The 24,777-nt window shown below is 70.9% G+C and carries 26 protein-coding genes and 1 pseudogene; 12 read left to right on the top strand and 15 right to left on the bottom strand.

What is annotated here, in order from left to right; translation table 11 throughout:
• Positions 1–87: 87 nt before the first annotated feature.
• Positions 88–675: a GNAT family N-acetyltransferase gene (locus tag Q4A22_RS05830; protein WP_303177793.1), complete on the top strand. Its 588-nt coding sequence runs from the start codon at positions 88–90 to the stop codon at positions 673–675.
• A 37-nt stretch (positions 676–712) separates the two neighbouring features.
• Here Q4A22_RS05830 and Q4A22_RS05825 read toward each other — a convergent pair whose 3' ends face one another.
• The 3 genes from Q4A22_RS05825 to Q4A22_RS05815 are packed head-to-tail and all read right to left on the bottom strand — an operon-like array spanning position 713 to position 3,837.
• On the bottom strand, positions 713–1,375 hold the full coding sequence (locus Q4A22_RS05825) for a hypothetical protein (protein ID WP_303177792.1): 663 nt from the start codon (positions 1,373–1,375) through the stop codon (positions 713–715).
• Between the two features lie 5 nt (positions 1,376–1,380).
• Entirely contained in the window at positions 1,381–2,961 is a 1,581-nt protein-coding gene (locus tag Q4A22_RS05820) for a PTS ascorbate transporter subunit IIC (RefSeq protein ID WP_303177791.1), read from the bottom strand.
• A gap of 42 nt (positions 2,962–3,003) precedes the next feature.
• Positions 3,004–3,837 carry a PTS sugar transporter subunit IIA gene (locus Q4A22_RS05815; RefSeq protein ID WP_303177790.1) on the bottom strand — a complete coding sequence of 278 codons (834 nt, stop codon included), beginning with the start codon at positions 3,835–3,837 and terminating at the stop codon, positions 3,004–3,006.
• A gap of 521 nt (positions 3,838–4,358) precedes the next feature.
• Between Q4A22_RS05815 and Q4A22_RS05810 the strand changes: the two genes are divergently transcribed.
• Both Q4A22_RS05810 and Q4A22_RS05805 read left to right on the top strand, forming a co-directional pair.
• On the top strand, positions 4,359–4,781 hold the full coding sequence (locus Q4A22_RS05810) for an organic hydroperoxide resistance protein (RefSeq protein WP_303177789.1): 423 nt from the start codon (positions 4,359–4,361) through the stop codon (positions 4,779–4,781).
• 59 nt (positions 4,782–4,840) lie between these two features.
• Positions 4,841–5,215 carry a hypothetical protein gene (locus tag Q4A22_RS05805; protein ID WP_368410584.1) on the top strand — a complete coding sequence of 125 codons (375 nt, stop codon included), beginning with the start codon at positions 4,841–4,843 and terminating at the stop codon, positions 5,213–5,215.
• 96 nt (positions 5,216–5,311) lie between these two features.
• Here Q4A22_RS05805 and Q4A22_RS05800 read toward each other — a convergent pair whose 3' ends face one another.
• From Q4A22_RS05800 to Q4A22_RS05775, 6 genes are all read right to left on the bottom strand, one after another.
• Positions 5,312–5,926: a bifunctional 2-polyprenyl-6-hydroxyphenol methylase/3-demethylubiquinol 3-O-methyltransferase UbiG gene (locus tag Q4A22_RS05800; protein ID WP_303177788.1), complete on the bottom strand. Its 615-nt coding sequence runs from the start codon at positions 5,924–5,926 to the stop codon at positions 5,312–5,314.
• Between the two features lie 129 nt (positions 5,927–6,055).
• On the bottom strand, positions 6,056–6,565 hold the full coding sequence (locus Q4A22_RS05795) for a methylated-DNA--[protein]-cysteine S-methyltransferase (RefSeq protein ID WP_303177787.1): 510 nt from the start codon (positions 6,563–6,565) through the stop codon (positions 6,056–6,058).
• Complete coding sequence (locus tag Q4A22_RS05790) at positions 6,562–7,506, bottom strand: DNA-3-methyladenine glycosylase (RefSeq protein ID WP_303177786.1); 945 nt, start codon at positions 7,504–7,506, stop codon at positions 6,562–6,564. Before Q4A22_RS05790 ends, Q4A22_RS05795 begins: the two co-directional genes overlap by 4 nt.
• Before the next feature lie 160 nt (positions 7,507–7,666).
• Positions 7,667–8,167: a TspO/MBR family protein gene (locus Q4A22_RS05785; RefSeq protein ID WP_303177785.1), complete on the bottom strand. Its 501-nt coding sequence runs from the start codon at positions 8,165–8,167 to the stop codon at positions 7,667–7,669.
• Positions 8,168–8,285: 118 nt separating this feature from the next.
• A complete protein-coding gene (locus tag Q4A22_RS05780; RefSeq protein WP_303177784.1) occupies positions 8,286–9,041 on the bottom strand; it encodes an alpha/beta hydrolase in 756 nt (251 codons plus the stop codon).
• Between the two features lie 28 nt (positions 9,042–9,069).
• Positions 9,070–9,519 carry a pyrimidine dimer DNA glycosylase/endonuclease V gene (locus tag Q4A22_RS05775; protein WP_303177783.1) on the bottom strand — a complete coding sequence of 150 codons (450 nt, stop codon included), beginning with the start codon at positions 9,517–9,519 and terminating at the stop codon, positions 9,070–9,072.
• Between the two features lie 189 nt (positions 9,520–9,708).
• Here Q4A22_RS05775 and Q4A22_RS05770 point away from each other — a divergent pair, with 189 nt between their 5' ends.
• The 4 genes from Q4A22_RS05770 (at position 9,709) to Q4A22_RS05755 (ending at position 14,216) form a co-directional block, all read left to right on the top strand.
• On the top strand, positions 9,709–10,380 hold the full coding sequence (locus Q4A22_RS05770; RefSeq protein WP_303177892.1) for a DedA family protein: 672 nt from the start codon (positions 9,709–9,711) through the stop codon (positions 10,378–10,380).
• An 86-nt stretch (positions 10,381–10,466) separates the two neighbouring features.
• Positions 10,467–11,096, top strand: a complete 630-nt coding sequence (locus Q4A22_RS05765) for a TetR/AcrR family transcriptional regulator (protein ID WP_303177782.1) — start codon at positions 10,467–10,469, stop codon at positions 11,094–11,096.
• A gap of 74 nt (positions 11,097–11,170) precedes the next feature.
• Positions 11,171–12,379: a PLP-dependent aminotransferase family protein gene (locus tag Q4A22_RS05760; protein ID WP_303177781.1), complete on the top strand. Its 1,209-nt coding sequence runs from the start codon at positions 11,171–11,173 to the stop codon at positions 12,377–12,379.
• Between the two features lie 100 nt (positions 12,380–12,479).
• Positions 12,480–14,216, top strand: a complete 1,737-nt coding sequence (locus Q4A22_RS05755; protein ID WP_303177780.1) for a choline/carnitine O-acyltransferase — start codon at positions 12,480–12,482, stop codon at positions 14,214–14,216.
• A 166-nt stretch (positions 14,217–14,382) separates the two neighbouring features.
• Here the strand turns inward: Q4A22_RS05755 and Q4A22_RS05750 are convergent, their stop codons facing one another.
• Both Q4A22_RS05750 and Q4A22_RS05745 read right to left on the bottom strand, forming a co-directional pair.
• On the bottom strand, positions 14,383–14,559 hold the full coding sequence (locus Q4A22_RS05750) for a hypothetical protein (protein WP_303177779.1): 177 nt from the start codon (positions 14,557–14,559) through the stop codon (positions 14,383–14,385).
• Between the two features lie 3 nt (positions 14,560–14,562).
• Complete coding sequence (locus tag Q4A22_RS05745) at positions 14,563–14,754, bottom strand: hypothetical protein (protein ID WP_303177778.1); 192 nt, start codon at positions 14,752–14,754, stop codon at positions 14,563–14,565.
• 53 nt (positions 14,755–14,807) lie between these two features.
• Here Q4A22_RS05745 and Q4A22_RS05740 point away from each other — a divergent pair.
• Together Q4A22_RS05740 and Q4A22_RS05735 are read left to right on the top strand one after the other, a co-directional pair.
• Positions 14,808–15,005: pseudogene (locus tag Q4A22_RS05740) on the top strand (hypothetical protein); the annotation flags it as partial.
• A 94-nt stretch (positions 15,006–15,099) separates the two neighbouring features.
• The gene (locus tag Q4A22_RS05735; RefSeq protein WP_303177777.1) at positions 15,100–15,900 is read left to right on the top strand and encodes an SDR family NAD(P)-dependent oxidoreductase; all 801 of its coding nucleotides are present in this window, start codon (positions 15,100–15,102) and stop codon (positions 15,898–15,900) included.
• Positions 15,901–15,972: 72 nt separating this feature from the next.
• Here the strand turns inward: Q4A22_RS05735 and Q4A22_RS05730 are convergent, their stop codons facing one another.
• Complete coding sequence (locus tag Q4A22_RS05730; RefSeq protein WP_303177776.1) at positions 15,973–16,413, bottom strand: PaaI family thioesterase; 441 nt, start codon at positions 16,411–16,413, stop codon at positions 15,973–15,975.
• Between the two features lie 293 nt (positions 16,414–16,706).
• Here Q4A22_RS05730 and Q4A22_RS05725 point away from each other — a divergent pair, with 293 nt between their 5' ends.
• Entirely contained in the window at positions 16,707–18,113 is a 1,407-nt protein-coding gene (locus tag Q4A22_RS05725) for an aldehyde dehydrogenase family protein (RefSeq protein WP_303177775.1), read from the top strand.
• 125 nt (positions 18,114–18,238) lie between these two features.
• Here the strand turns inward: Q4A22_RS05725 and Q4A22_RS05720 are convergent, their stop codons facing one another.
• The gene (locus Q4A22_RS05720) at positions 18,239–19,753 is read right to left on the bottom strand and encodes an MDR family MFS transporter (RefSeq protein ID WP_303177774.1); all 1,515 of its coding nucleotides are present in this window, start codon (positions 19,751–19,753) and stop codon (positions 18,239–18,241) included.
• A 191-nt stretch (positions 19,754–19,944) separates the two neighbouring features.
• On the opposite strand from Q4A22_RS05720, the gene Q4A22_RS05715 reads away from it, so the two are divergent.
• Together Q4A22_RS05715 and Q4A22_RS05710 are read left to right on the top strand one after the other, a co-directional pair.
• Positions 19,945–21,027, top strand: a complete 1,083-nt coding sequence (locus Q4A22_RS05715) for an alkene reductase (RefSeq protein WP_303177773.1) — start codon at positions 19,945–19,947, stop codon at positions 21,025–21,027.
• A gap of 260 nt (positions 21,028–21,287) precedes the next feature.
• The gene (locus tag Q4A22_RS05710) at positions 21,288–21,494 is read left to right on the top strand and encodes a cold-shock protein (protein WP_019310274.1); all 207 of its coding nucleotides are present in this window, start codon (positions 21,288–21,290) and stop codon (positions 21,492–21,494) included.
• A 206-nt stretch (positions 21,495–21,700) separates the two neighbouring features.
• Here Q4A22_RS05710 and Q4A22_RS05705 read toward each other — a convergent pair whose 3' ends face one another.
• A complete protein-coding gene (locus Q4A22_RS05705; RefSeq protein ID WP_303177772.1) occupies positions 21,701–22,648 on the bottom strand; it encodes an amidohydrolase family protein in 948 nt (315 codons plus the stop codon).
• A 135-nt stretch (positions 22,649–22,783) separates the two neighbouring features.
• Positions 22,784–24,388, bottom strand: a complete 1,605-nt coding sequence (locus tag Q4A22_RS05700; RefSeq protein ID WP_303177771.1) for a GMC family oxidoreductase — start codon at positions 24,386–24,388, stop codon at positions 22,784–22,786.
• Between the last annotated feature and the right edge of the window lie 389 nt (positions 24,389–24,777).

Here is a 24,777-nt window from a genome sequence, read left to right as displayed (position 1 = left end):
ATTGGGCGCAACACACCAAGGATGACAGCGTGCTGAGGGATCTGGCTACACCTGTAGGAGTGGCCCCGCCCGTGAGACAGTGACCTCATGACGTGGACACCCGTGACACTCGAGGGGCGCCTGGTGCGCCTGGAACCGCTGCGCCGCGACCACCTGGAGGGTCTCGTGGAGGCCACGGAGGACGGGCGCATGTGGGAGCGCTGGTACACCAGCATCCCCGCCCCGGACGGCATGGCGGCAGCCATCGAGCAGCGCCTCACCTGGCTGGAGCAGGGGTTCATGCTGCCCTTCACCGCCGTGCGGCAGGCGGACGGCGCCGTGCTGGGCATGACCTCGCTCTACGACCCCCAGTGGGCGGTGCCCCGTGTGAGCGTGGGCCACACCTGGAACCGTGCCTCCACCCACGGCACGGGCACCAACGCCGAGTCCAAGCTGCTGATCATGACCCACGCGTTCGAGGACCTCGGCTGCCGGTGCGTGCGCTACGAGACCAGCTGGGCCAACCAGCAGTCCCGCGCCGCCATCGAGCGGCTGGGTGCCCGCCTGGACGGTGTGCTGCGCGGGGACCGCCTGGAGTCCAACGGGGTGCTACGGGACACCGTGGTCTACTCGGTGCTCGCCCACGAGTGGCCCTCCGTGCGCACGGGCCTGCAGACGCGGGTGGCCGCGCACTAGGGCGAGCGGACGACGCCGCCCGGGCGGCTCTGCGGGCTCAGGGCACCGGGGTGACGGGCGCGGGGGAGACGATCGGGGCGGCGTCGGGAACCCGGACCGTGCTGGTGAGCGCGGTGAGGCTGGGACGGCGCGGGGTGGAGCTGAACCCGAAGTCCGGGGGTGGGGTCATGTCCGTGAGCGTGCCCAGGGCCCGGCCGTCCCAGGAGGCGCGGGAGAACGTGATGGAGTGCAGGTCGTACGCGGAGTACCACTCGGTGCGGTCGTTGCCGGCGGTGCCCAGGGTGCGAACGCCCGGCATCACGCGGTTGGCCACGGGGTCCGTGAGGTGGGCGAAGCCCAGGGACGTGCCCAGGGGCCGCGGGACCGCCTGCAGCAGGTAGCCCAGCGCGGAGCGGGGACCCACGCTGAACTGCCACCTCAGCGGACCGGCGGTGACCGTCCAGCGCGAGGCGCGGGAGAAGCCCGTGCGGACCACGTCCACGGGCACCCGGGTGACGGTGTCGAACGTGTAGGTGTCCGAGACGAACCCCGCCACCCAGTCGTCGGGCGCCAGCAGCTCGCGGCGGCCGTCCGGGTGGGCGACCATCACGTCCGCGAACGGGCCCTGCGGGGTGCGGTCCCAGCAGCCGAGCACCAGGCGCGTGCCGCCCGAGGTGCCGACGCCGGCGATGTGGCCGGTGAAACGGTGGGTTTGGGTCATGGGGTTCAGGGTAGTGGTGGAGGAGCGGGTGCTCCCGGGGGCGGTGCGATCTTCGGATACGAGGTGCCTGTAGCGGCCAAGCCGTCGCTGGGAGTGGGCTTTCTCAAGGCCCCGTCGTCCAGTACGGCGCCGGTGTCTCCGGCGGGCGCAGCTGCACGTGCGGGGGCAGGATCCCAGCCTCCGTCGACTACTCGCTTCTGCACCGCGATGGCTCCGATCAGCAGGGCCAGCCCGATGAGCGCGAGGATGATCGAGCCCATAACCACACCGGGTTTGGCTCCGTAGCCGATGAGGATGCCGAACCACCCGAAGTCGGTATCCCCGAAGGTGGTGTTCTCGGAGCCGAGGCTGCCCAGAACCCGGAGCAGGAGTGCTGGCAGGAAGGTCACCAGGAGACCGTTGACGAACGCCCCGGCCACCGCGCCGCGTCGGCCGCCCGTCGCATTGCCGTAGACGCCCGCCGCACCGCCGGTGAAGAAGTGGGGTACCAGTCCTGGGAGGATCAGAGCCAGGCCGAACAACGGTCCGAAGACTGTGCCCAGCAGCAGGAGCCCTACCAGACCGCCAACGAAACTCGAGATGAAGCCGATGAGCACGGCGTTCTGGGCGAACGGGAAGACGATCGGGGCATCCAGTGCGGGGACAGCCCCGGGCACCACTTTGGCGGCGATTCCCTGGAACGCTGGAACCAGTTCGCCGAGGATGGTGCGCACCCCGAACAGGATGACGGCCACGGCAATGCCGAACTGTAGGCCCTGCGTCACTGCCTGCATCAGGTAGTTTCCCGTGTCTGTGGCCCCGTTCTCGAATGCCTGGAACGCCGTTTCCGACCCGGCGCGGACCAGGTAGACGATGGCGACGATGACGTACATGACCACCATAGACAGAGCCGTGGCCACCATGGAGTCGCGCAGGAACCGCAGACCCTCGGGGACCTTGATCTCCTCCGTGGAACGGCTCTTGCCCTTCGGATCCACCCAGCGGCCGACGGTGCCGGCGGCAATGTATCCGAGTGTTCCGAAGTGGCCGATCGCAATGGAGTCGTCCCCGGTGACCTTGCGGGTCCACGGCTGGGCCAGAGCGGGCAGTGCCACCATCAGAATGCCCAGCAGGACTGCCCCGAGAATCACCACGACAGGTGTGGGCATTCCCGCAGAGGCCATGACGATCGTGATCAGAGTGGCCATGAACAATAAGTGGTGCCCCGTGAGGAAGACGTAGCGCAGAGGCGTGAAGCGGGCGAGCAGGATGGCCACGACGAAGCCCAGGATCATGAGCCAGGAGACCTGGGAGCCGTACTGCTGCTGTGCGATGCCGGCAATGGCCTCGTTGGTGGGGACGACGCCCTGAGTGCCCAGTGCACCTTGGATCATGGTGCCCAGTGGTGAGAGCGAGGACGTCACCAGGGTGGCGCCAGCCCCGATGAGCAGGAATCCCAGGACTGCCTTGACGGCTCCACCGGCAACCTGTCCCGCGCTCTTGCGCAATGCGATCAGACCAATGGCTGTGATGATGCCGATGAGGTAGGCGGGCACGCTCAGGACCTCGTTGACGAGAAACTGGGCGATGGCGGCTAAGACGTTCATGTGCGTGGCTCTTCCGGTGGGAGGAGGGCGAGGGGTGGTGGATCAGACGTCGTAGCGACGCCGCAGCGCCGCGTCGATCTCTGCCTGAGACGTGAAGTTGTCGATGACCTCCACGGGGACGCCGACATCCCCCAATGTCTGCGCGATGGCACCGGAGGTCATGAGGAAGTCCGCTTCCTTGGCGCGACCCTTGGCGGAGATGGTGTCCGTGGCTTCAATGGTGAGGTATGGGCCCCACCCCCATCGGTCCAGGACCTGCTCGGTCGTGTTCTTCAGGAACAAACTCGTGCCCAGGCCGTTGCCGCACACGGTGAGCACCAGCCCCTTGGAGGGGGTGCCGGTGGATTGCCTGGCGGTGCGTCCGGCTGTCTCGGTTCTGTCGGCCGCCGCAGGGGCGGAACCTGTGTCTGCGTTCCTCTTCGGCTCGCTGCCGCTGTCCAAAGCCGCCAGGACGGCCTCCGGCGACGACGCGGTGTCCAGGGCTCGACGGCGCTCCGGATTTCCCAGCACCCGCGCGAGCGAGGCAAGGGCCGCCTGGTGAGCCTTCGAGTCCACCGAGGCCAGGGCCATCACCAGCCGCACGGGGTCATTGGACTTGTGCCCGAACTCCACAGGTCCGCTGAGCCGGAGGAACGAGAGGCCGGTGCTGGCTACAGAGTCGTCGGGACGGGCGTGGGCCAGCGCAAAGCCGGGTGCGATCACGATGTACGGCCCGTGCTTCTCCACGACCTCGATCATCGCTCGGGTATACGAGGGCCCGGCGATTCCGGCATCCGTCAGCAGTTCACCGGAGAGGCGGATGGTGTCACGCCAGTCCGTCGCCGCGGCGTCGAGTCGGATGGCTGACGCGGGGATGAGGTCACTGAGCTCTGACATCTGAAAATCCTTCTGGATCGGTGATCACGATGAGAACCCGGCGCATCATCCCAAGGGCGGTAGTTGGTGCAGAGCGAGGAAGCTACCGCAAGCGTTCTAGGCCTCCATTGACGGTGGTGTGCGCCACTTCACGTGATGCTAGTGGGAGAGGTCCGATCAGTTCCAGAGTTTGTGCGCATGCTGTGCTCCACGTGTTGATGCGAGGAGGCGGGGCACGGAAAAGCGACGTGTCACCGCCACTCCGATGATGCGAGGTGGTTGCCCGCTCGCTGCTCGACATTGGACGGGCTGGCAAACAAGATTGTGGACAACCAAAAAGTACCCAACTAGAATCAACCCCCGTCGCCCCGAGCGGTCCCGGCCCCCGCCGTGGCACCGCACACCCGGGGTGGCCACGTGTCACGAGTGGGTGTTCCGTGCTCCGGCCCGGATTCGCCCTCCCGTGCGCGGTGCCCCCATGGCGGGTCTCGGTTCTTGGGGGGTCGAGACTCGCCAGCCCCGCCAGCAGAGGAGAAATCACCATGGACGCTCTCTACACCGCAGAAGCACTCGCCCAGGGCGCCGGCCGCAACGGCAGCGTCGCCACGCAGGACGGGTCCCTGAAGTTCGACCTCGCCGTCCCCAAGGAGATGGGCGGCACCGGCAACGGCGCCAACCCCGAGCAGCTCTTCGCCGCCGGCTACGCCGCGTGCTTCCACTCCGCGCTGCAGATGGTGGCTCGTCAGCAGAAGGCATCCCTGGGTGACTCCGCCGTGGGTGCCCGTGTCCAGATCGGCAGCAACGGCGAGGGTGGCTTCGGCCTGGCCGTCCAGCTCGAGGTCGTCATTCCCGACATGGAGCAGGACAGGGCCCAGGAGCTCGCGGACGCCGCCCACCAGGTCTGCCCCTACTCCAACGCCACCCGCGGGAACATCGAGGTCACCGTGACCGTGGTGGACGAGTGACGCGCCGCGCTGCGCCCGCTCGCCGCGCAGCGGAAAGGCTGTCCCCGGCGCGCCACATCGTGCGCACCGTCCTGGGTGGCTTCCTGGCGTTCGCGGGTGTGAGCCACCTGACCTTGGCGCGGAACGAGTTCCAGGCGCAGGTCCCGGACTTCGTTCCCCTGGACGTGGACACCACCGTGGTGGCCTCCGGGGTGGTCGAGATCCTGCTGGGCGCGGCCCTGGTGTTCGCACGCTCCAGGCGCGGCACCGTGGGTCTCGTGGCGGCAGGCTTCTTCGTCGCCGTGTTCCCGGGGAACCTGGCCCAGTGGATCCACCACCGGGACGGCTTCGGCCTGGACACGGACACCAGGCGACTGGTGCGGCTGTTCTTCCAGCCCGTGCTGATCGCCGCCGCCCTGTGGTCCACGGGCGCGCTCAGGGGCCGCCGCAGGTGACCCCCGGTGGGAGGTGACGGTGCCCGGCGGACGACGCCGCGGCGTCGCCTCCCGCCCGCACGTTCCCTGGCGCGCCCCGGACTCACTCCGCGCGGCTCACGGCCGGCGGGCCAGCACCACGCGGTCCCGGGAGTGACCGCTGCCGGCGCCGTGGGCCACGTGCCGTTCCCGGACCTCGTCCGTCTCGATCTCCCAGCCCAGCGTTCCCAGGTGGTCGACCATGTGCTGCGGCATCACGTAGTCCTGCATGTCGTGGCCGTGCGGCACCTCGTCCATCTCGTGGTGCACGAACAGCATCCTCCCGCCCGGAGCCACCGCCCCCGCGAGGGCGTCCTCCACGCTCGTGCCGTCGTGCCGGGGAATGGCGGGGTACTGCGCGGACACCAGGTCGAACGTTCCTACGGGCCGCTCCCCGAAGCCCTCCACGAGCCACGTGATGCTCACTCCGGCGGCCTCGGCGCGGGCCTGCGCGCGTTCCACCGCCACGCGGGAGACGTCCAGGGCCGTGGCCGTCCAGCCGTTCTCCGCCAGCCACACGGCGTCGGCTCCCTCGCCGCAGCCAACGTCCAGCGCCGTGCCCGGTGTCAGACCTGCCGTGACGGCCGTGAGGGAGTGGTTGGGGTCTCCGCTCCAGAGGTCGGCGGTGCCGTAGCGCTCGTCCCAGTCAGCCGCGGTGCGCGGGGCTTTCTCAGAAGGATTCTCATGTGACATGGGATTCAGGATGGCACCGGGCGCTTGCAGGGACCACCCCGTTCGCCCTGAGCTGTTCCGGCCCCCCGGGGGAGCGGCAGTGTCCCGGGCCGCGGGCTCGCCGTCTTCCCTCGGGTGGACGAGGGCCGTTCACCCTCGGCGCGCGGACTCCCTGTCCAGCAGGCTCCGCTTCACGGGTTCGCCCCACGCGAAGCCGCCCAGTGAGCCGTCCGCGCGCAGCACACGGTGGCACGGCACGAACAGGGCCACCGGATTCCGCGCGCACACCGACGCCGCCGCGCGCACCGCCCGCGGGTTGCCCAGCTCGCGCGCGAACTCCGTGTAGGTCAGCGGCTCACCGGCGGGAATCCGCCGCAGGGCCGCCCACCCGGTCAGCTGGCCCTCGGTGCCGTGCAGCTCCACGGGCACCTCCGTGACGGCGCCCAGTTCGCCCGCGTAGTACGCCTCCACCGCCGCCAGCGCACGCACCGTCCCCGAGCGCACGTCCTCGGAGGGGGAGGGGCGCGACGCCGCTCGCACCCGCGCCAGCAGGTCCGTCACCGAGGCGGTCCACCCGGAGGCGAGCACCGCCCCGTTCTGCGTGGCAATGGCCGTGAAGGGGCCGTCCGGGGTGTCGACGGTCTGGGCGGTGAGTGTCATTCCTTCTCGCTCTCCCTGAAAGAGGTGGGTGGGGTCAGCGGACCCCACAGGTGGGTGGTGGCGTAGCTGCGCCACGGGGCGGCGTCCCGCGCCCACGCCGTGAGCGCCTTTTTGTCACCGGGCAGTCCGATCCGCTGCGCTCCGGCGCGCAGGGCGCCGTCGTCCGCCAGGAACACGTCCGGGTCCCCGCACACCCGCATGCGCACGTGGTCCGCGGTCCACGGCCCCACGCCGGGAAGGGCGAGGAGCGCGGAACGCTGCCGGGCGGCGTCGTCGTGGGCGGACAGGGTCAGCTCACCCGAGGCGAGGGCGCGCGCGGCGCCCAGCACCGCGCGGATCCGCGCCCTGGGGCCGCGCAGGAACCGCTCCCCGTGCTCCGCGACGGCCCGGGCGGTGGGGAACATGTGCGTGAGCCCCGGTGCGAAGGGCGGTGCGAGCTCGCCCATCTCGCGCGCGCGGGCGCCCAGCATGGTGCGGGCCGCGGCCAGGGAGATCTGCTGGCCGATCAGGGTGCGGATCAGCGTCTCCTCCGGATCCAGGGAGCCAGCCACCCGCAGCCCGGGCCGCGCGGCCACCAGCGGGGCCAGTGCGGGGACGCGGGAGAGCGCCTCGTCAATGGGCGCGGGATCGGTGTCCAGGTCGAAGAGCCGCCGCACCCCGGCCACCAGGTCGGGGACGTCCGCGGGGTCCGTGACCCGCGCCCGCAGGCGCAGTCCGCCCCGCTCCTCGGACACCCGCAGCCACCCGGGACCCCCGGGCAGGCGCACCGTGCGCGCGTACGAGGTGGGGCTCCCGAGCTCCACACCCTCGACCGCGTGCACGGCGAACCACACGAACAGCTCGCGCGCGTCCAGCGGCTCGTGGTGCTCCAGGGGCAGATCCACCTCGTGGGGCACGACGCCGCCGCCCCGCGCGGGTGCGGCGGTCTGGGTGTGCGTCATGCCCCCAGACTCCCACGCGCCTGCACGCCGTGCCAGAACGAGCCCGCCCGCGCGGGGCGGGTCGGGCTCGTTCCGGGGTTCCGCGGTGCGGGCCGCGCGGGTTCGCGCCGAGGTCGGACAGGGCGCTGCGGCGCGGGGCCTCAGTTCATGGCGCGGGGACTCAGTTCATCAGGGCGATGCCCAGGTTCAGCGCGGCGGCGAAGGTGACCCACGCGAGGTAGGGGAGCATCAGCACGGCGGCGGCCCGGCGGACCTTCCAGAAGACCACCACGCACCAGACCACGGCCACCCAGAGCAGGGAGATGTCCGCGAACGCCAGCCAGTACAGCTGCGCACCGAAGAACAGCGGCGTCCACAGGGCGTTGAGCACCATCTGCACGGCCCACAGGGACAGTGGGAAGGAGAAACCTCGGGCCCGGTAGACGAGCCAGCCGGCCACCGCGATCAGCGTGTAGAACACGGCCCAGGCGGGGCCGAACAGCCAGCTCGGGGGAGCGAAGAACGGCAGGTCCAGCCGCGAGTAGACCTCCTGCGCGTTCGACGACGCCAGCGCACCCACGGCGGCCACGGCCACCACGATCAGCACGAACGGGATCAGGGAGAGCAGGGAGCGCGCTCCACGGGCGGGGGTGGTCCGGGTGGTCTGTGCGGGGGTGCTCATGCGGTGGGGTGTCCTTGTCCATGTGTGGGCCATCGGCAACGGGCACTCCCAGGATACGGGGAGATAGCGTGAAAAGTGAACTACTAGAAAGGCGAGATATTGGCCACGTCCGTGGGGGTCAGCGCCCTGAGCCGATCAGGTCCTGCGCCACCCGCTGGGTGACCGTGCGGTCCATCTGCCCGTCCGAGATGCTCGCCTGCCCGTCCCCGGCCTGCGGGCCGTAGTCCCCGAAGCTCGCGTGGTTCGCGCCGGGCACCTCCACCATGGTGGCGTCCTGTGGCAGCTCGCCCCGGGCGTCCGCGATCTTCTGCGGGGTGGACAGCCCGTCCTCCTGGCCCCCGATGCTCAGCACCGGCAGGTGAGCTTCCGAGAGGTCCGTGGCGCAGTACGAGCCCAGCAGCAGCAGGCCGCTGCTCTCACGGGCCACCTGGCACGCCCGCACCCCGCCCATGGAGTGCCCGCCCACCAGCCACTCGTCCACTCCGGGCACCAGGTCCGTGAACGTGGCGAGGTCGCGGCGGTCGAACAGTGCCAGGTTCAGCCACGGCCGGGGAATCACCACGGTCATCCCCTCCTCCGTGACCAGCCCGGAGAGGCGCGCCGCGTACGCCTCCGCCTCCACCTTGGCGCCGGGGTAGAACACCAGACCGCGCGAGGAGCCGGAGGGGTGCGCGGGACGCAGCACCACGGCGTCGTCCTGCTGCTCCACGACCACCGCGGGATCCTCCTGCACGGAGCGCAGCGGGCCCGGCTCGGCGGCCATCACGCCCGTGCGGCTCCAGACCACGAGGGCCAGGGCGGCCACCACGAGGACCGCGACCACCACGATCGCCGTGGTGCGGAGCCAGGTGCGGGAGCGGCGGGAGAGAGGCATGAGGCGATCCTAGGGGAGCGAGGACCCCTCAGCCCCTGACCTTCTCCCACTCCGCCACGGGCCCCGGAACGGGGACGAACAGCGGATGGGGTGCCACGGCGTCCGGGTCCGTGCCGTCCAGCGCCGAGCGCGCCCACTCCGGATCCCGGGCCAGCACCTTCTCCAGCAGGAACTCGAACTCGTAGCGCAGCTGGCCCCGGGTGACCGTGATGGACAGGGGCTCCGTGGCGCGCTCGCGGGCCAGGCGTGTGCGGTCGAAGCGGTAGCCGCGGCGGTCGGCCTCGTCGGCGACGCCGTGCAGGTACGTGGCCGCGAACAGCACCGGATCGCTCGTGGCGCGGAAGCGCCGCAGCTGCGGGTGGCGGGTGTAGCCGGCGGTCTCACCGAGCAGCACCTTCTGTGCCAGCAGACCCTCCCGCCAGCACGCCACCAGGGCACGACGATCCAGCAGGGACGGGTGAACGGACCACAGACGCATGGACCCATTCAACCGCGGGTCTCCGACTCCCACACGGCCGGGGGTGGCTTGGTCTCTGTGGCCCCCGTCCGAGTGGGGCCTCCCCGTGGGCGCCCAGGGGAGCCCCAGGTGCCCCCGGTAGCGTGGGCACACCTTGACCGCCGTTTTCGACGATCACCGTGGAGACCCCTCTTGTCACCTGCCGCACCGATGACCGCCGCCAATGCCCCCGAGCAGCTCTCCGGGATCTCAGGTTGGGTGGTGGACGTCATGGACGCCATCGGCGCCCCCGGTGCGGGACTGCTCGTGGCGCTCGAGAACCTCTTCCCGCCCCTGCCCTCCGAGGTGATCCTCCCGCTCGCCGGCTTCGCCGCCAGCCAGGGCAGCATCAGCCTGTGGGGCGCCATCCTCTGGACCACCCTGGGCTCCGTGGTGGGGGCCGTGGCCCTCTACTGGATCGGTGCCGCACTGGGCGCCCGCCGCCTGCGCGCGATCGTGGACCGGATGCCCCTGGTGGACCTGCAGGACCTGGACCGCACGGAGGCGTGGTTCAACCGCCACGGGCGTGCCACCGTGTTCTTCGGGCGCATGGTTCCGGTCTTCCGCTCGCTCATCTCCATCCCTGCCGGGATCGAGCGCATGCCGCTCGCGGCCTTCGTGGTGCTGAGCGCGGCGGGTTCACTGATCTGGAACACCCTCTTCGTGCTGGCCGGATACGTCCTGGGGGAGAACTGGCACGTCGCGGAGGCGTACGCCGGGGTGTTCTCCCGGGTGGTGCTGGTGCTCGTGGTGGCCTGCCTGGTGTGGTTCGTGGTCAAGCGTGTGCGGCGCAACCGGCGGCGCGCACCCGGAGGTCGGGACGGCTCCGACGCGGCGGTGTGAGCCCGCGCCACGGGGCGTCTTCCACCTCTCCGACACGTTTGTCACCCAACGGGGAGAAGTGCCCTCTGACCAGTAGCATTGCCCGCGTGGCGCGCCCCCGGAAGTTCACCGAGACCACCCGCAGAGCCCTCATCAGGGATGCCGCCGAGCAGATCCTGGCAGGCGGGGTGGACTCGGTCTCCCTGCGGCCCCTCGCCGCCAAGCACGGCTGCTCCACCACGGCCATCTACACCATGTTCGGCAGCAGGGACGGGCTGATCGCCGCGGTGCGGGACGAGGCGATCGTCAGCTACCGCCGCGCTCAGGACGCCGCCCTCACCCCGGGCCCACCGCTGCCGAACCTCCTGGCCATGGGCCAGGCCGCCCGCCGCTGGGCGCTGGCGTACCCGGAGCTGTACCACGTGATCGTGGGCAGGGGCGGTCCCTGGCGCGGTTCGCGCCGCCACGACGGCCGGGAAGTCCCGGACCCGGCCGAGCTCGCGGAGACCGCCATGGGGCCCATCCACGAGCTCATCCACGCCGCCCTCCGGGAGGGCACGTTCCACGGTGGGTCCGCCGTGCAGATCGGCGCGAGCCTGTGGACCGGGGTGCACGGGTGGCTCTCCATCGAGATGGTCCGCCCGGTGATCCCCCACGCGGATCCGGACGCCGCCTACGACCGCCACGTGCGGGCCCTGCTGCGGGCCTGGTGCGCGGACACCCCGTTCCGGCACTGACCCCGGACGCGCGCAGTGCGGCAGGGCGGCGTCGGGCGCGCGGCAGGGGCGGGGGGTGGTGGAACAATGGCGGCATGAGCACTTCGGAGACCTTCTCGTTCCGTATCGCCGACCGCCTGCGCGGGGTGGATTCCTCACCCGTGCGCGACCTCCTGGAGGTGGTGTCCAAGGAGGGGGTGATCTCCTTCGCCGGCGGCGTCCCGGACCCCGAGTACTTCGAGGTGGCGGACGTGAGGGCCGCGTACCAGTGGGTCTTCGAGAACCATCCCCTGCGGGCCCTGCAGTACGCCTCCAGTGAGGGCGAGCCCGAGCTGCGCGAGCAGGCCGCGCGCCGCATCAGCCGGCACCTGCCCACCACCGCGGACCAGATCCAGGTGACCACGGGCTCCCAGGAGGGGCTGTTCGTGGTGGCCCAGGCGCTGGTGAACCCGGGGGACACCATCCTGGTGGAGCGGCCCACCTACCTGGCCGCGGTGCAGGCCTTCGACCTCAACGGCGCGCACATGGTGGGTGTGCCCACGGACGAGCACGGCGTGCTCCCGGACGAGCTCGAACGCCTCATCGGAGAGCACCACCCCAAGTTCGTGTACCTCATCCCCTCCTTCCAGAACCCCTCGGGCATCTGCATGTCCGTGGAGCGCCGGCAGGCAGTGGCGGACGTGCTGCTGCGCACGCGCACCGCACTGGTGGAGGACGATCCCTACGGCGAGCTCTGCTACACGGGCGAGCCGCTGCCGCCCATCGCGTCCCTTCCGGGGATGTCCGCGCAGACCATCCTGTTGAACTCGGTGTCCAAGATCATCGCGCCGGGCGTGCGCGTGGGGTGGATGCGCTCCGAGGGGCCCATCCAGTTCACCCTGACGGTGGCCAAGGGGGCCATCGGGCTGCAGTCCCCGGTCCCGGACCAGCTGGCCGTGGCGCACTACCTGGAGACCGCCGACGTCGAGGCGCACCTGCAGCGGGTCCGTCCCGTCTACGCCGAGCGCGCCCGCGCCATGCACGCCGAGCTGGAGAAGATCCTGCCCGCCGGGGCGCAGGTCACCCGCCCGGACGGCGGCATGTTCCTGTGGGCGCGGCTGGGGCACGGGATCGACACCGCCCGGCTGCTGGAGATCGCGGTGGAGGAGGGGGTGGCGTTCGTGCCGGGCGCCTCGTTCTACGCCCACGACGCGGACGAGTCCACCATGCGGCTGTCCTTCGTGACCCACGGTCCGGAGAAGATCCGCGAGGGTGTGCAGCGGCTGCGGCGCGCCCTCGACAGGTACCAGGCCGAACTCGGCTGACCGCACGGCTCCGCACGGCGCCCGGTACGGGAACCGGTGGGCCCGCGGCGCACCCGCACCCGCGCGGGATGCAGGAGACCGCCCGTTGAAAGGACACCCCATGAGCGCGAAGCCGCTGCCCGTCCCGCCCCTGGAGGACACCCTCGCCCGGTTCCTCACGGCCGCTGAACCGCTCGTGGACCGGGACGCACTCGAGCGCACCCGTCGCGCCGCGGAGCGCTTCGGTGCCGAGGAGGGCCCGCGCCTGCAGGCCGCCCTGGAGGATTTCGCCCGCTCGGAGGACGCCCAGGGCCGCAGCTGGCTCTCCCGGGAGTGGCTGGACGGCTACCTCACGGTGCGCACGCCCCTGCCGCTGACCACCAGCGTGGGCTTCCAGATCACGGGGGACTTCGGCGCTCCCGGCCTCGGGCGCGCCGCCGAACTCGTCCACCGCGCCGCGTGGGTGCACCTGCGCGAGCTGCGCGGGGAGACACCCCAGGAGACGGACCCGCGGGGCAACCCCGTGGACATGACCCAGTGGGAGTGCCTCACCGGCGGCATCCGCCACCCCCGCCCGGAACGGGACGAGATCCGCAGACCGGGGCGGGCGTCGTCGTCGTCGGAGGGATCGGCGGGCGGGGCCGTGGAGATCGGGGTGATCCACCGCGGGCGGCTGCACGCGCTGCCCGTCAGCACCACAGATCGCCAGCCGCTGCCCCTGCGCTCGATTGCCGAGGGCCTGCGGACGGTGCTCGAGCGGGACGAGCCGCGGGAGCAGGAGCTGCCGTTCGGTGCGCTGTCCTACCTGGGCAGCGGGGTGGCCGCCCCGCTGCTCGACCGGCTGACGGCGGACGCGCACAACGCGGAGGTCTACGACCGCCTCGCACGCATGCTGTTCGTGGTCAACGTGGTGGAGGCGGGCGCGGCGGTCGGGGAGCACCTGGAGCGCGCGGCGTTCGAGGTGGGGCACGCGTGGGCGTACAAACCCATCACCTACGAGGTGTGCCTGGAGGACGACTGGCTCGCGGTGCTCGTGGAGCACAGCACCGTGGACGGCGCCACGATCCTCGCGGTGGCCGGGGCGCTGCGGGATGCGCCGGTGCCGGACGAGCCGCTCGCCCCCGGAGTGCCGGAGCCGGAGGCGCTCGCGTGGGAGCTGGACCCGGACCTGCGCGACGAGCTTGTGGCAGCTGTGGCGGGCTACCGCTCCGAGGCCGCGCTGCTGGGCGTGCACCGCGTGTTCACGCCCCGCCCGCACCGCGCCGAGCTGCCCTTCCGCATCAGCGACGACGCCGCGCAGCAGTTCATCATGCTCCTCGCCCAGGTCAGTGCGTACGGCGGGGTGCGGGGAGTGTACGAGGCCGTGGACATGCGCGAGTTCCAGGCCGGACGCACCGAGTGCCTGCGGCCCGTGACCCCGGAGGCCGTGGCCTTCGTGAACGCCCTGCACGAGGGCACCGCCACCGAAGAGCTCTTCCGTGCGGCACTGGACGCCCACCGCGACTGGGTCAAGGCCTGCAAACGTGCGCACGGGGTGGACCGCCACCTGCTGGGACTCGCCATGATGGCCCGCGAACTGGGCGAGCCCTCGGTGTTCTTCGACGAACCCGCGCTCGCCGCGGTGCGCCACGACTTCCTGTCCACCACGTCCATCGGCGGGCCGGACCGGATCGTGCGTTTCGCGTTCGCCCCCACCACCGCCGAGGGCTTCGGGGTCACCTACACGGCGTGGCCCGACGGCTACGAGTTCTGCGTGAACCACCGCCGGGACACGAGCGAAGACTTGGAAGGCTTCGCGCATGCCCTCACGGCTGCCGCACGGACGTTCTGGGACTTTGTGGGGACGCTGCACGCGTGAGGTGATCGGTTGTGCACCCTCCCGGGGTCTCGGTCGGCTGGTGAGTCCGAGTGCTTCCCGGGGCGGCGCGATCCCGGCGGGGCCATGAGAATGCCCGGCCAAGGGGACCGGGCATTCTGCGACGCGTCTCGGCGTGCGCCGCGTGGGGTGGAACGGGTGACCGGGCCTAGTTGCTCGTGTCCGGCTCCCTGTCCTGCATGTCCGTCATGGCGCCGATGCCGCCGTCCGCGGGCTGCGGCTGGGTGAGGTCGTCCGCGAGGTACTCCCGTTCCTGCTCGGGGGTCATCCCCAGGGTGCGTTCCCGGGCAGTCTGGTCCCCACCCGTGCGTTCCGTGCCCGGCACCTCTCAGCCCTCGCGCTGGGCGAGGATGTCGTCCAGGGTCTCGCGCACGGCCTGGCGCGCCGCCACTCGCGAGCTCGCCGCCCGCTGCTGCTCGTGGTTGTCCGCGTCCTCCACGCGCTGCTTCTCCTCGTCCTCGCGCTCCTTGGCCTTGTCGCGGGCGTTCTGCAGGGCATCCCAGATGCTGTTTTCACTCATACCGCCATTCGACCACTCCCCTCCGCGCCCCACAACCGTCTCGCGGGCACCGCGTGAAGCAACACATCCGCCACTTTTGTCGGGCAGGGGTGCGTGCTGCTGGCGCCTTTCCCGGTGCGCCCCGGCTGCGCAGGACGGGGTGTATTGCGGAGGGGTTCCTGGGAGACTTGGTGCTGCTGGACCGGAACCCCTTCGAGGTGGACGCCCGAGGACTCCAGGACGTCACCGCAGAGGCAACCGTGTGCGACGGGCGCACCGTGCACCGCACGGACCGCGTCCGAGCCGCACCCGCGGCCCGGCGCTCGGCCGCGGAGGAGCCGCGGCCCCAGATCGAAGGAGATCGTCATGACCGAGAATCCTGCTGCTCCCGCCATGCTCAACGCCGAGTGGGTGGAGAAGGCCACGCCCGAGCGCTTCGCGGGGCAGACCGTGGTGGTGACCGGGGCGGCGTCGGGCATCGGCCGTGCCGTGGCCACGCGCGTGGTCGCGGAGGATGGCCGCGTGGTCGCGGTGGACCTCTCCGAGGACGGGCTGAAGAGCCTCGCGGAGGAACTGGGCGAGAACCTGGTGCCCGTGACCGCGGACCTCACACGGGAGGACGCGTCCCAGAAGGTTCTGGATGCCGCTGACGGGCGGATCGACGCGCTCGTGAACAACGCCGGGATCATGGACAACTTCTCGCCGGTCCACGAGGTCACGGACGCCACGTGGCAGCGAGTGTTCGCCGTGAATGTGGAGGCCATGATGCGCCTGACCCGCGCCGTGGTGCCCCTCATGATGGAGGCGGGCCACGGCAGCGTGGTGAACCTGACCTCGGAGGCCGGCCTGCGGGGCTCCGCGGCGGGCATCGCCTACACCGCCTCCAAGCACGCCGTGGTGGGCATGACCCGCAACTGCGCGTTCATGTACGCCACGTCCGGGCTGCGCTTCAACGCGGTGGCTCCCGGCGGCGTGGCCACGGGCATCGAGATCCCCAAGGACGCCTCCCAGTTCGGCGGCGCCCGGCTGGCCACGGTCCAGGCCAACATGCCCGGGGTGGCCAGCGCGGCTCACCTGGCGTCCGCCATCTGCTTCCTGGCGAGCGACGACGCCGTGAACGTCAACGGCGCAGTCCTCCCCTCGGACGGGGGCTGGTCCGCGGTCTGAGTCCGGACGCACAGCGGCCCCCGCGACACCCTTCCGGGAGTCGCGGGGGCCGCTGCGTCCACGGTCCCTGGGTCAGGCCTGGACCTGGGTCTTGGGCGCCGGCGGGGTGGTGCCCTGCCCGGTGAAGTAGGCGACCACGCGCCCGTCGGCCTCCAGCACGACGTCGCAGATCTGGTTCCTGCCGAAGCTCACCCGGCGCGTGGCGGTGGCCGTGATGGTCTGGCCGGTGTGGGCGGGGGCCGTGAAGGTGATCTCCGCGTTGCGCGTGACGATCGGGGCGCCCGCGGTGGCGCAGCAGTACGCCAGGGTGGTGTCCGCGAGCGTGAAGAGGTAGCCGCCGTGGCAGATGCCGTGGCCGTTGGCCATGAAGTCCGAGACGGTCATGGTCATGCTCACCCGCCCCTGCTCGATCTCGCCCAGCTCCATGCCCAGGTGCAGCGGGGCCGGGTCGTTGCGCAGGATCTCGTGCAGCATCTCGCGGATGGCGTTCATGTCGTTGGGATCGGCGTGCATGGGCGTCCTTCGGGGTCGGGGTCCGGCTCGCGACGGTGCGGGCCGGAGGGCTGCGCCCGCGGGCGGGCGGCGGGGTCCGAGAACACTGTAGGGGCGAGATGCCGCCGAACTGCTCCCGGGACGTGCGGTGACGGCTCCCGTGCGTGAGGTGGACAGAGTGCGGAAGAGGTGGTGGGGCGTCGTCACACGGGAGCGGCTGCCGTCTCCCTGCATCAGAAATAAGTGATCCACGGCACAATAGCCGTAGTCGGCCTCGCTCACCCGCGCGGCCTCCCCACTCCCAAGGAGTCACCGTGCACACCTGCCAGGACCTGCTGTCCGCCATCACCGATCCGTCCGGCCGAGAGATCCTGGACCCCGCCACCGGTGAGGTGGTCGGCCGCGCTCACGAGTCCACCGTCGCGGAGCTCGACGACGCCGTGGCCGCCGCCCGCGCGGTGCAGCCGGAGTGGGCGGGGCTGGGCCACGCGAAGCGCTCCGAGTACCTGCACCGGGCCGCGGACGCCGTCGAGTCCCACGCGGAGGCGCTCGCGGAGCTGCTGTCCCGCGAGCAGGGCAAGCCCGTGAAGAACGGCCCCAACGCGGCGTTCGAGGTGGGTGGCTGCGCGGCGTGGCTGCGGGCCAGCGCGGACTTCCCCCTGGAGCCCGAGGTGCTCGTGGACGACAAGAGCGGGTACGCGGAGCTGCAGTACGTTCCCCTGGGCGTGGTGGGGGCCATCGGGCCGTGGAACTGGCCCATGATGATCACCGTGTGGCAGGTCGCGGCGTCCCTGCGCATGGGCAACACCGTGGTGGTCAAGCCCTCCGAGTACACGCCGCTGTCCGTGCTGGGCCTCGTGCACGTGCTCAACCAGGTGCTGCCCGCGGACGTCCTGCGCGTGGTCCCCGGTGGCGGCGAGGTGGGCGGAGCGCTGTCCTCCCACGAGGGCGTGGACAAGATCATGTTCACGGGCTCCACCAGGACCGGCCAGGCCATCATGCGCTCCGCCGCGGACGGCCTGGCGCGGCTCACCCTGGAGCTCGGCGGCAACGACGCCGGGGTGGTCCTCCCGGACGTCGACCCCCGGGCCGTCGCGGAGGGCCTCTTCTGGGGCGCCTTCATCAACACGGGCCAGACGTGCGCCGCGCTCAAGCGGCTGTACGTCCACGAGGACGTGTACGACGCCGTGTGCGAGGCGCTCGTGGAGGTGGCCCGTCAGATGCCCATGGGCAACGGCCGCGAGGAGCAGAACGTGCTCGGTCCCCTGCAGAACAGGCAGCAGTACGACATCGTGGCCGGTCTGGTGGAGGACGCCAGGAACGGCGGTGGTCGGGTACTGATCGGCGGGGACCCGCAGGAGGAGCAGCCCGGCTACTTCTACCCGACCACTCTGGTGGCGGACCTTCCCAACGACAACCCCCTGGTCACCCAGGAGCAGTTCGGCCCTGCCCTGCCCATCGTGAAGTACGCGGACGTGGAGGACGCCATCGCCATGGCCAACGGCCTGGACGTGGGGCTCGGCGCCTCGGTGTGGAGCTCCGACGCGGAGAAGGCGATGGCCGTGGCCCAGCGCCTGGAGGCCGGCACCGTGTGGATCAACAAGCACGGCGGTGTGGACCCCCGCATCCCGTTCGGCGGCATCAAGAAGTCCGGCTTCGGCCTGGAGTTCGGGGTGGAGGGGCTCAAGTCCGTGGCGGCCAGCAAGGTCATCTCCCGCTGACCCTCCGGGCGCCGTGCCCGGCAGCCCTGCTGCGCGCGGCGGCCGCTCCGGAGAAGGGACCGCCGCGCGGCGACCCCGCTGCGGGGGAAGCAACGGGGCGGCCTAGGGTGTGCGGCGGGAGGATGTCATACGGTGGTGCGCTCGTCCTCCCGGTCGAGGGGGCGCACGAACGGGGCGCACACCAGTGCCACCAGCGTGATGGCACCGCCCACCACGAAGGCCCACCTGGCGCCGTCCACCACCGCGAGGGCTTCCGTGGCACCCCCGCGGGCGGCCACCGAGGCGCCCACGGTCATCGCGGCCACCAGGAGGGCGGTGCCAGCGGCGCCGCCGAGCTGCTGCAGGGTGTTGAGGATCGCGGAGCCGTGGCCGTAGAGGTTCCGGGGCAGGCAGCCCAGGGAGACCGTCATGAGCGGGGTCATGAGCATTGCCATCCCGATCGAGAAGACCACGTGGCGGGCGATGATCCCGCTCACCGGGGTGTCCGGGGTGAGGGTGGCGAACCACCACTGGCCCGCGCAGAGCAGCACGGCGCCGGGGATCACGAGGGGCCGCGGCCCGTACCTGTCGTACACGCGCCCGATCACGGGGGAGAGGACCCCCTGCACCAGGCCGCTGGGCAGCAGGATCAGGCCCACGGTGAGGACGTCGATGCCCATGCCGTTCTGCAGGAGGATGGGCAGCACCATCACGGTGCCGAGCATGGCCGCCATGCAGACCATCACGATGGCCACGGAGAGTCGGAAGTTGGGGCGGGTGAACGGGCGCAGGTCCAGCAGGGCGGCGTCGTCCCGGCGCTGCAGACGCACCTGCCGCCGGATGAAGAAGGCGAGGACGACGGCGCCCACGGCCACCGCGGCCAGCGGGAAGAGGGCGCCCTGGAACAGTTCGCCGATGGAGCCCAGGCCGAACACGAGACCGCCGAAGGCCACGGCCGAGAGCGCCACCGAGAATCCGTCGAGGGGCACTGCGCGGGTTTCCCCGGTGCTCCGCAGCAGGAGCAGCCCGACGACCAGCACCACCGCGGCGATCGGCAGCATGAGGCCGAAGACGTAGCGCCAGCCCAGACCGCCCACCACGATCCCGGACAGCGTGGGGCCGATGGCCGGGGCCACGGAGATCACCACGGAGTTCAGCCCCATGACGGTGCCACGGTGCTGCGGGGGAACGTAGGTGAGGGTGGTGGTCATCAGCAGCGGGAGCACGACTGCTGTGCCGAACGCCTGGATGATGCGCCCCGCGAGGATCACCCCGAACGCGGGGGCGAAGGTCACGAGCACCGTTCCCAGCAGGAAGCAGCCCAGGGCGGCCGTGAACATGGCTCGCGTGGTGAAGCGCTGCAGCATCCACCCGGTGGTGGGGATGACCACCGCCATGGTCAGCAGGAAGCCGGTGGTCAGCCACTGGACGGTGTCCGCGCCCACGTGGAACTCCGCCATGAGGTGCGGCAGGGCCACCGTGAGAACGGTTTCGTTGAGGATCATGACCAGGGCGGAGAGCACCAGCACGGCGATCGCGCCGGTGACGTGCCGGGTGGTGGGTCGCTCGGGCTCGGTCTGGAGCGCCGCCTCGGCCGCACGGTCCGCGACGGCCTGCAGCTGACCTGTGGTGAGCTCCTCCTGGGGGTGGAAATCGGGCATGCGGGTACCTGCATTTCTGTGTGGGGATCGGCCTCCATTGTCTCACCCCCCCCACGAGCAGCGCCGCGTGGCCGGGTGGCGTGCCGGGGCCGGGACGGGCGCCGGGAGAAGCTTTCCCCGGGAATGGTGCGCTAAGGAAGTGTGTTGCACGACCGAAGATGCGGCATCACCGATTTCGATGGAGGCACCTCATGCCCACCCTGTTCGACCCCATCACCGTGGGAGCCTTCGAGCTCCGCAACCGCGTGGCCATGGCGCCGCTGACCCGCATGCGCTCGGACGAGGACGGCGTGCCCAAGGACATGAACGTGGAGTACTACGCGCAGCGCGCCTCCGTGGGGCTGCTCGTCACCGAGGGCACGTTCCCGGCCGTGACGAGCCGCGGGTTCTGGGGCCAGGCCGGGATCGAGACCGCGGAGCAGGCCCTCGGGTGGTCCCGCGTGGCCGAAGCCGTGCACGAGAAGGGCGGGGTGGTGTTCATGCAGGTCATGAACGCCGGGCGCGTGTCCCACCCTGAGCTCACGGGTGGCACCACCCCGGAGGCCCCGAGTGCCGTGGGCATCGACCAGCAGACCCACGTGCCCAGCGGCAAGCAGCCCATCCCCGTGCCCCGCGCCCTGGAGGCCGACGAGCTGCCGCGCATCCGCCAGGAGTTCGTCTCCGCGGCCCGCCGGGCGGTGGACGCCGGGATCGACGGCGTGGAGATCCACGGCGCCAACGGCTACCTGCTCCACGAGTTCCTGGCGCCTTCCGCCAACCACCGCACGGACGGCTACGGCGGTTCGCCCGAGAACAGGGCGCGCTTCGTGGTGGAGGTGGTGCGCGCCGTCGCCCAGGAGGTCGGAGCGGACTGCGTGGGCCTGCGCATCTCGCCGGAGCACAACGTCCAGGGCGCGGTGGAGGACGACCACGACGACGTCCGCGCCACCTACCGCGCGCTGCTCTCCGGTCTGCGGGACCTGGGGCTGGCGTACCTCTCCGTGCTGCACCGGGACGTCGACGGGGAGTTCGTCCAGGAGCTGCGCGGTCAGTTCGACGGCGCGTTCTACCTCAACAGCGGGTTCAGCGAGTACACCGAGCTGGCCGAGGCCGAGCACGTCATGGCCGCGGACCTCGCGGACGGTGTGATGGTGGGCCGTGAGCTGATCGCCAACCCGGACCTCGTGGAGCGCTGGCGGGACGGTCTGGAGCTGAACACCCCGGATCCCAGGACCTTCTACCTGGGTGGGCCCAAGGGGTACGTGGACTACCCGTTCGCCACGGAGCAGGCCTGAGAACGCCCCGCCTCCTGTGTGCCGCGGGCACCTGACACGGCCTGCGGCACGCGGGGCTGCGGCCCACCCCCGGTTGACCCTGCGAGACGCAGACAGTACGTTGGACATCAGTTGTTGAAGTTTCGTTTTTGTATTTTAAGCATCACGCACCATCCACGGTGCGGCGGTTTTTCTGAAGAAACGTTCATGGCAAGCATCGCAACGCCGAGCCCCCGAAATTCGGGATGAGCTCACTTTCTTCCAGAAAAGGCAGGTCTGACATGACTACTGGCACCGTCAAATGGTTCAACGCCGACAAGGGCTTCGGTTTCATCGCCCCCGAGGACGGCTCTGACGACGTCTTCGCCCACTTCTCCGGCATCAACTCCGGCGGCTTCCGCTCGCTCAACGAGGGCGACAAGGTGGAGTTCGAGGTGCAGCAGGGCGATCGCGGCCTGCAGGCCACGAACATCACCGTGATTTCCTGATCACAGTTTTTCGGACGGCGACCAGCCGTCGGATGAAAGCACCCCCTGCCACTGGTGGCAGGGGGTGCTCTCATGTACCGGTTGCTCGTTGCTGCGGGCCACGACTCACCTTGACGCACCCCATGACAGGGATGCGTTCGGTGGGAGGCAGGGAACCTGCGGGGTGAGAGCCCAGCCCGAGGAACGGGCTCATGGCCGCGTCTCGGCTATCGGGCGAACAGCCGCCGAGCGTTGCGTGTGGTGAGCTCCCGCCAGCTCCCGGCTCCGTGCGGCGGCACGGCGGCATCGATGGCGGCGATCTGCGCGTCGACCCCGTTTGCCGGGGTCCAGCACGAGTCGCTGCCGTACAGCAGGTGCTCGGTGCCGGCCATTCCGGTCAGGACCGGCACACTCGTGGGGAAGGGTGTGCCCGCCGTGTCGAACCACAGCCGCTGCATCGCCTCGTGCCAGGGCATTGCCCCGGTGCCGGACCCGAACACACGCTGGAACATGGCAATCCGGTCGGACAGAATGGGCAGCGTCGCCCCGGAGTGGGGAACAACCACCCGCAGATTGGGGTACCGGTCCAGAACGCCGGCGAACACGAGGTCGACGATGCTCCTGGAGCTGTCGAACATGAACTCCAGCATGGGGCGGGGCCGGCCGAGGGCCGTTTCCTCCCAGTCGGCAGGTGAGGTGGGATGCACGAACACGGCCGCATTCCGGGCATCGAGTTCCGCCCAGAGGGGGTCCAGGGACGGGTCACCCAGGTACTGTCCGTGCGCGTTGGACTCGAGGACCACCCCCACCGCCCCCTTCCTGCCCAGGGCGCGCGCCGCCTCCTGGACTGCCCCCTCGACGTCAGGAACCGGGAGCGACGCGAAGTACGAGAACCGATCCGGGTGTGCGGTCACCATCGCGGCGGCTTCATCGTTGAGCTCTCGAGCGAGCTCCGCGGCCCGGTCGTCGTCCCCGAAGTGAACGCCGGGAGATGAGATGGAGAGCACCGCGTGTGCGATGCCACGGCGGTCCATGTCCTCGAGCTGCGACGTGAGGGACCAGCTCGGCCAGGCCGGCATCCCGTCCGGGTGCTCGTGCCCGGCGGCGCGAGCTGCTGCGACGTAGTCCTGGGTGACGAAGTGCGCGTGCACGTCGATGAGCGCGGTGTCCGACATGGTGGCTGCCTTTCCTGGGCCAGAGGGGGATGGTTGAACGCCTCATCCCGGGAGGGCCCAAATGTAGCGCGCCTCCTGTGACGGCGCCCGCTCGCCTGGGGTTTTGGGGGCGAGCGGGCGGCGTCGAGGGCGGGGTCACTCACCCAGCAGCATCCGCGCCCCCTTCTCCCCGATCATCGCGGAGGGGGCGTTCGTGTTGCCGGTGGTCACGAACGGCATGATGGAGGCGTCCACCACACGAACCCCCTCGATGCCGCGCACCTTCAGAGTGGTCGGGTCCACCACGGCCATCTCGTCCGCACCCATGCGGCACGTCCCGACCTGGTGGTGGTAGGTGGTCACCGAGCGGTCGATGTAGGCGTCCTCGGACGCCTGGCCCGTGACCTCCGGTCCGGGGTAGACCTCCCGCGCGCCCCACTCCTCGGCAAGCGGTGCGGTTCGGGCCATCTCGCGCGCCTGACGGAAGGAGGCCCGCAACGCCTCCCGGTCCCGGGGGTCCGCGAAGATGTTCGGGTCGTACCGGGCCGGATCCGTGCTGGAGGGGCCGGTCAGCGTGATGCGACCTCGCGAGTACGGACGCACCAGACCCGAGTGCAGGGTGAACGCGTTGGCGGGACCCTCCATCCAGTCGTCGTACATGGGCACGCAGAAGTGGATGGGCTGGGTGTCCGGGCGGTCCTGCTCCGCCGTGGAACGCCAGAACCGGTGCGTCTGGGTGGCCGCGATCTCGTCCCCCGGGTGCTCGATGGTCCGCGCGGTGGCCTCCGCGATCACCGGCACCAGGAGGTGGTCGTGAAGGTTCTCACCCACGCCGGGCAGGTCCAGGACCGGCTCGATCCCCACCTCCCGCAGGTGCTCCGCCGGCCCGATCCCCGAGCGCATCAGGATCTTGGGGCTGTCCAGGGCACCCGCGCACAGGACCACTTCGTCCGCCTCGAGCACCTCGCCGTCCGTGCGGTTGCGGCCCGTGGGCTCCGAGGCCGAGATGCCCTCCACATCCACGTTCTCACCGCGGTGCAGCTGCACCCCGCTCACCCGGCCGTCCTCGACCACCAGGCGTTCCACCACCACGCCGGTCCGGACCTCGATGGCGCCACTGTCCACCCACGGTTTCGCGTAGGCCATGTAGGTGGTCACGCGTCTGCCGTTGCGCACGGTCAGCTGCTCCTGCGAGACGCCGTCCTGGGCGCCCTCGTTGTAGTCCGGGTTGAGCGGCACCCCCACGGCCTCGGCCGCTTCGATGATCGCGTCGAAGATCGGGCTGCGCTCGTAGCTGCCCACCACGGGAACGGGGCCGGCGGTACCGCGGGGCGCGGCGGCGTCGTCCTCCTTGGTGGGTCCTTCGTAGGCCTCCAGGGCCTCGAACACGGGGGCGACGTCGCGCCAGGCCCAGCCGTCGCAGCCCGCCGCGGCCCAGTCGTCGTAGTCGAGGGGATTGCCGCGCACCCAGATGGCCGCGTTGAGGGCGTGGGACCCGCCCAGCACCCGGCCGCGGGGCCAGTGGATCACCCGGCCGGAAGCATGCTCCTGCGGGACGGTGAAGTAGTCCCAGTCCTCCGGGCCGTGCCACAGCTCTCCCAGCCGCGCGAGCCGGGCAATGGCGGGATTGGTGTCCTGGCCCCCGGCCTCCAGGAGGGTGACGCGGTGCCCGGCCTCAGCCAGGCGCCCGGCGACGATGGATCCTGCGGTTCCTGCACCCACCACCACGATGTGGCGGGGGTCCTGTGCTGTGTTCGTCATGCGCCCAGTATGTGATGCAAGGCACAATACGGGTAGGTCTGACGTGCAGAGGTGTTGGGAATGCGCGCCCGGTCATCCATCCAGCCACCCCGCCTGCCGTCCTACCCGTGCCGCTCTTCGTTGCAATAACTGAGCACATGCGGTTTTGGGCGGCTCCGGGTGCATTTGCTCCACCAGAAAGCGTCGGGGGCTGCCCCGCACACGCGCAGGAGTCTGGACGCCGCGGTCATCCCGGTAGCATCAGGGGCGTTGTCAGTGGGTTGACCGCGTATGAGGCCGGGCGCGCGGGTGTCCGTCCTACCCTGGAGCACCTCATGACCGCCACGCCGCCTCCGTCCGACTCCGGTTCTCCCTCCCGGACGACGCCGCCCGCGCCCGCCGCACCCGCC

This window comes from Kocuria sp. (assembly GCF_030530945.1).
Taxonomy (GTDB): Bacteria; Actinomycetota; Actinomycetes; order Actinomycetales; family Micrococcaceae; genus Kocuria.
The sequence above is the reverse complement of the archived record's forward strand: the minus strand, read 5'-3'. Positions and strand labels throughout refer to the sequence as shown.

Excerpts from the sequence above, each read along its gene's own strand:
- Q4A22_RS05775 (WP_303177783.1), bottom strand. The coding sequence starts at position 9,519 with ATGCGTCTGTGGTCCGTTCACCCGTCCCTGCTGGATCGTCGTGCCCTG.
- Q4A22_RS05770 (WP_303177892.1), top strand. The coding sequence starts at position 9,709 with ATGACCGCCGCCAATGCCCCCGAGCAGCTCTCCGGGATCTCAGGTTGG.
- Q4A22_RS05820 (WP_303177791.1), bottom strand. The coding sequence starts at position 2,961 with ATGAACGTCTTAGCCGCCATCGCCCAGTTTCTCGTCAACGAGGTCCTG.
- Q4A22_RS05715 (WP_303177773.1), top strand. The coding sequence starts at position 19,945 with ATGCCCACCCTGTTCGACCCCATCACCGTGGGAGCCTTCGAGCTCCGC.
- Q4A22_RS05830 (WP_303177793.1), top strand. The coding sequence starts at position 88 with ATGACGTGGACACCCGTGACACTCGAGGGGCGCCTGGTGCGCCTGGAA.
- Q4A22_RS05785 (WP_303177785.1), bottom strand. The coding sequence starts at position 8,167 with ATGAGCACCCCCGCACAGACCACCCGGACCACCCCCGCCCGTGGAGCG.
- Q4A22_RS05780 (WP_303177784.1), bottom strand. The coding sequence starts at position 9,041 with ATGCCTCTCTCCCGCCGCTCCCGCACCTGGCTCCGCACCACGGCGATC.
- Q4A22_RS05795 (WP_303177787.1), bottom strand. The coding sequence starts at position 6,565 with ATGACACTCACCGCCCAGACCGTCGACACCCCGGACGGCCCCTTCACG.
- Q4A22_RS05810 (WP_303177789.1), top strand. The coding sequence starts at position 4,359 with ATGGACGCTCTCTACACCGCAGAAGCACTCGCCCAGGGCGCCGGCCGC.
- Q4A22_RS05730 (WP_303177776.1), bottom strand. The coding sequence starts at position 16,413 with ATGCACGCCGATCCCAACGACATGAACGCCATCCGCGAGATGCTGCAC.
- Q4A22_RS05720 (WP_303177774.1), bottom strand. The coding sequence starts at position 19,753 with ATGCCCGATTTCCACCCCCAGGAGGAGCTCACCACAGGTCAGCTGCAG.
- Q4A22_RS05735 (WP_303177777.1), top strand. The coding sequence starts at position 15,100 with ATGACCGAGAATCCTGCTGCTCCCGCCATGCTCAACGCCGAGTGGGTG.
- Q4A22_RS05710 (WP_019310274.1), top strand. The coding sequence starts at position 21,288 with ATGACTACTGGCACCGTCAAATGGTTCAACGCCGACAAGGGCTTCGGT.
- Q4A22_RS05815 (WP_303177790.1), bottom strand. The coding sequence starts at position 3,837 with ATGTCAGAGCTCAGTGACCTCATCCCCGCGTCAGCCATCCGACTCGAC.
- Q4A22_RS05760 (WP_303177781.1), top strand. The coding sequence starts at position 11,171 with ATGAGCACTTCGGAGACCTTCTCGTTCCGTATCGCCGACCGCCTGCGC.
- Q4A22_RS05755 (WP_303177780.1), top strand. The coding sequence starts at position 12,480 with ATGAGCGCGAAGCCGCTGCCCGTCCCGCCCCTGGAGGACACCCTCGCC.
- Q4A22_RS05825 (WP_303177792.1), bottom strand. The coding sequence starts at position 1,375 with ATGACCCAAACCCACCGTTTCACCGGCCACATCGCCGGCGTCGGCACC.
- Q4A22_RS05800 (WP_303177788.1), bottom strand. The coding sequence starts at position 5,926 with ATGTCACATGAGAATCCTTCTGAGAAAGCCCCGCGCACCGCGGCTGAC.
- Q4A22_RS05700 (WP_303177771.1), bottom strand. The coding sequence starts at position 24,388 with ATGACGAACACAGCACAGGACCCCCGCCACATCGTGGTGGTGGGTGCA.
- Q4A22_RS05790 (WP_303177786.1), bottom strand. The coding sequence starts at position 7,506 with ATGACGCACACCCAGACCGCCGCACCCGCGCGGGGCGGCGGCGTCGTG.
- Q4A22_RS05745 (WP_303177778.1), bottom strand. The coding sequence starts at position 14,754 with ATGAGTGAAAACAGCATCTGGGATGCCCTGCAGAACGCCCGCGACAAG.
- Q4A22_RS05705 (WP_303177772.1), bottom strand. The coding sequence starts at position 22,648 with ATGTCGGACACCGCGCTCATCGACGTGCACGCGCACTTCGTCACCCAG.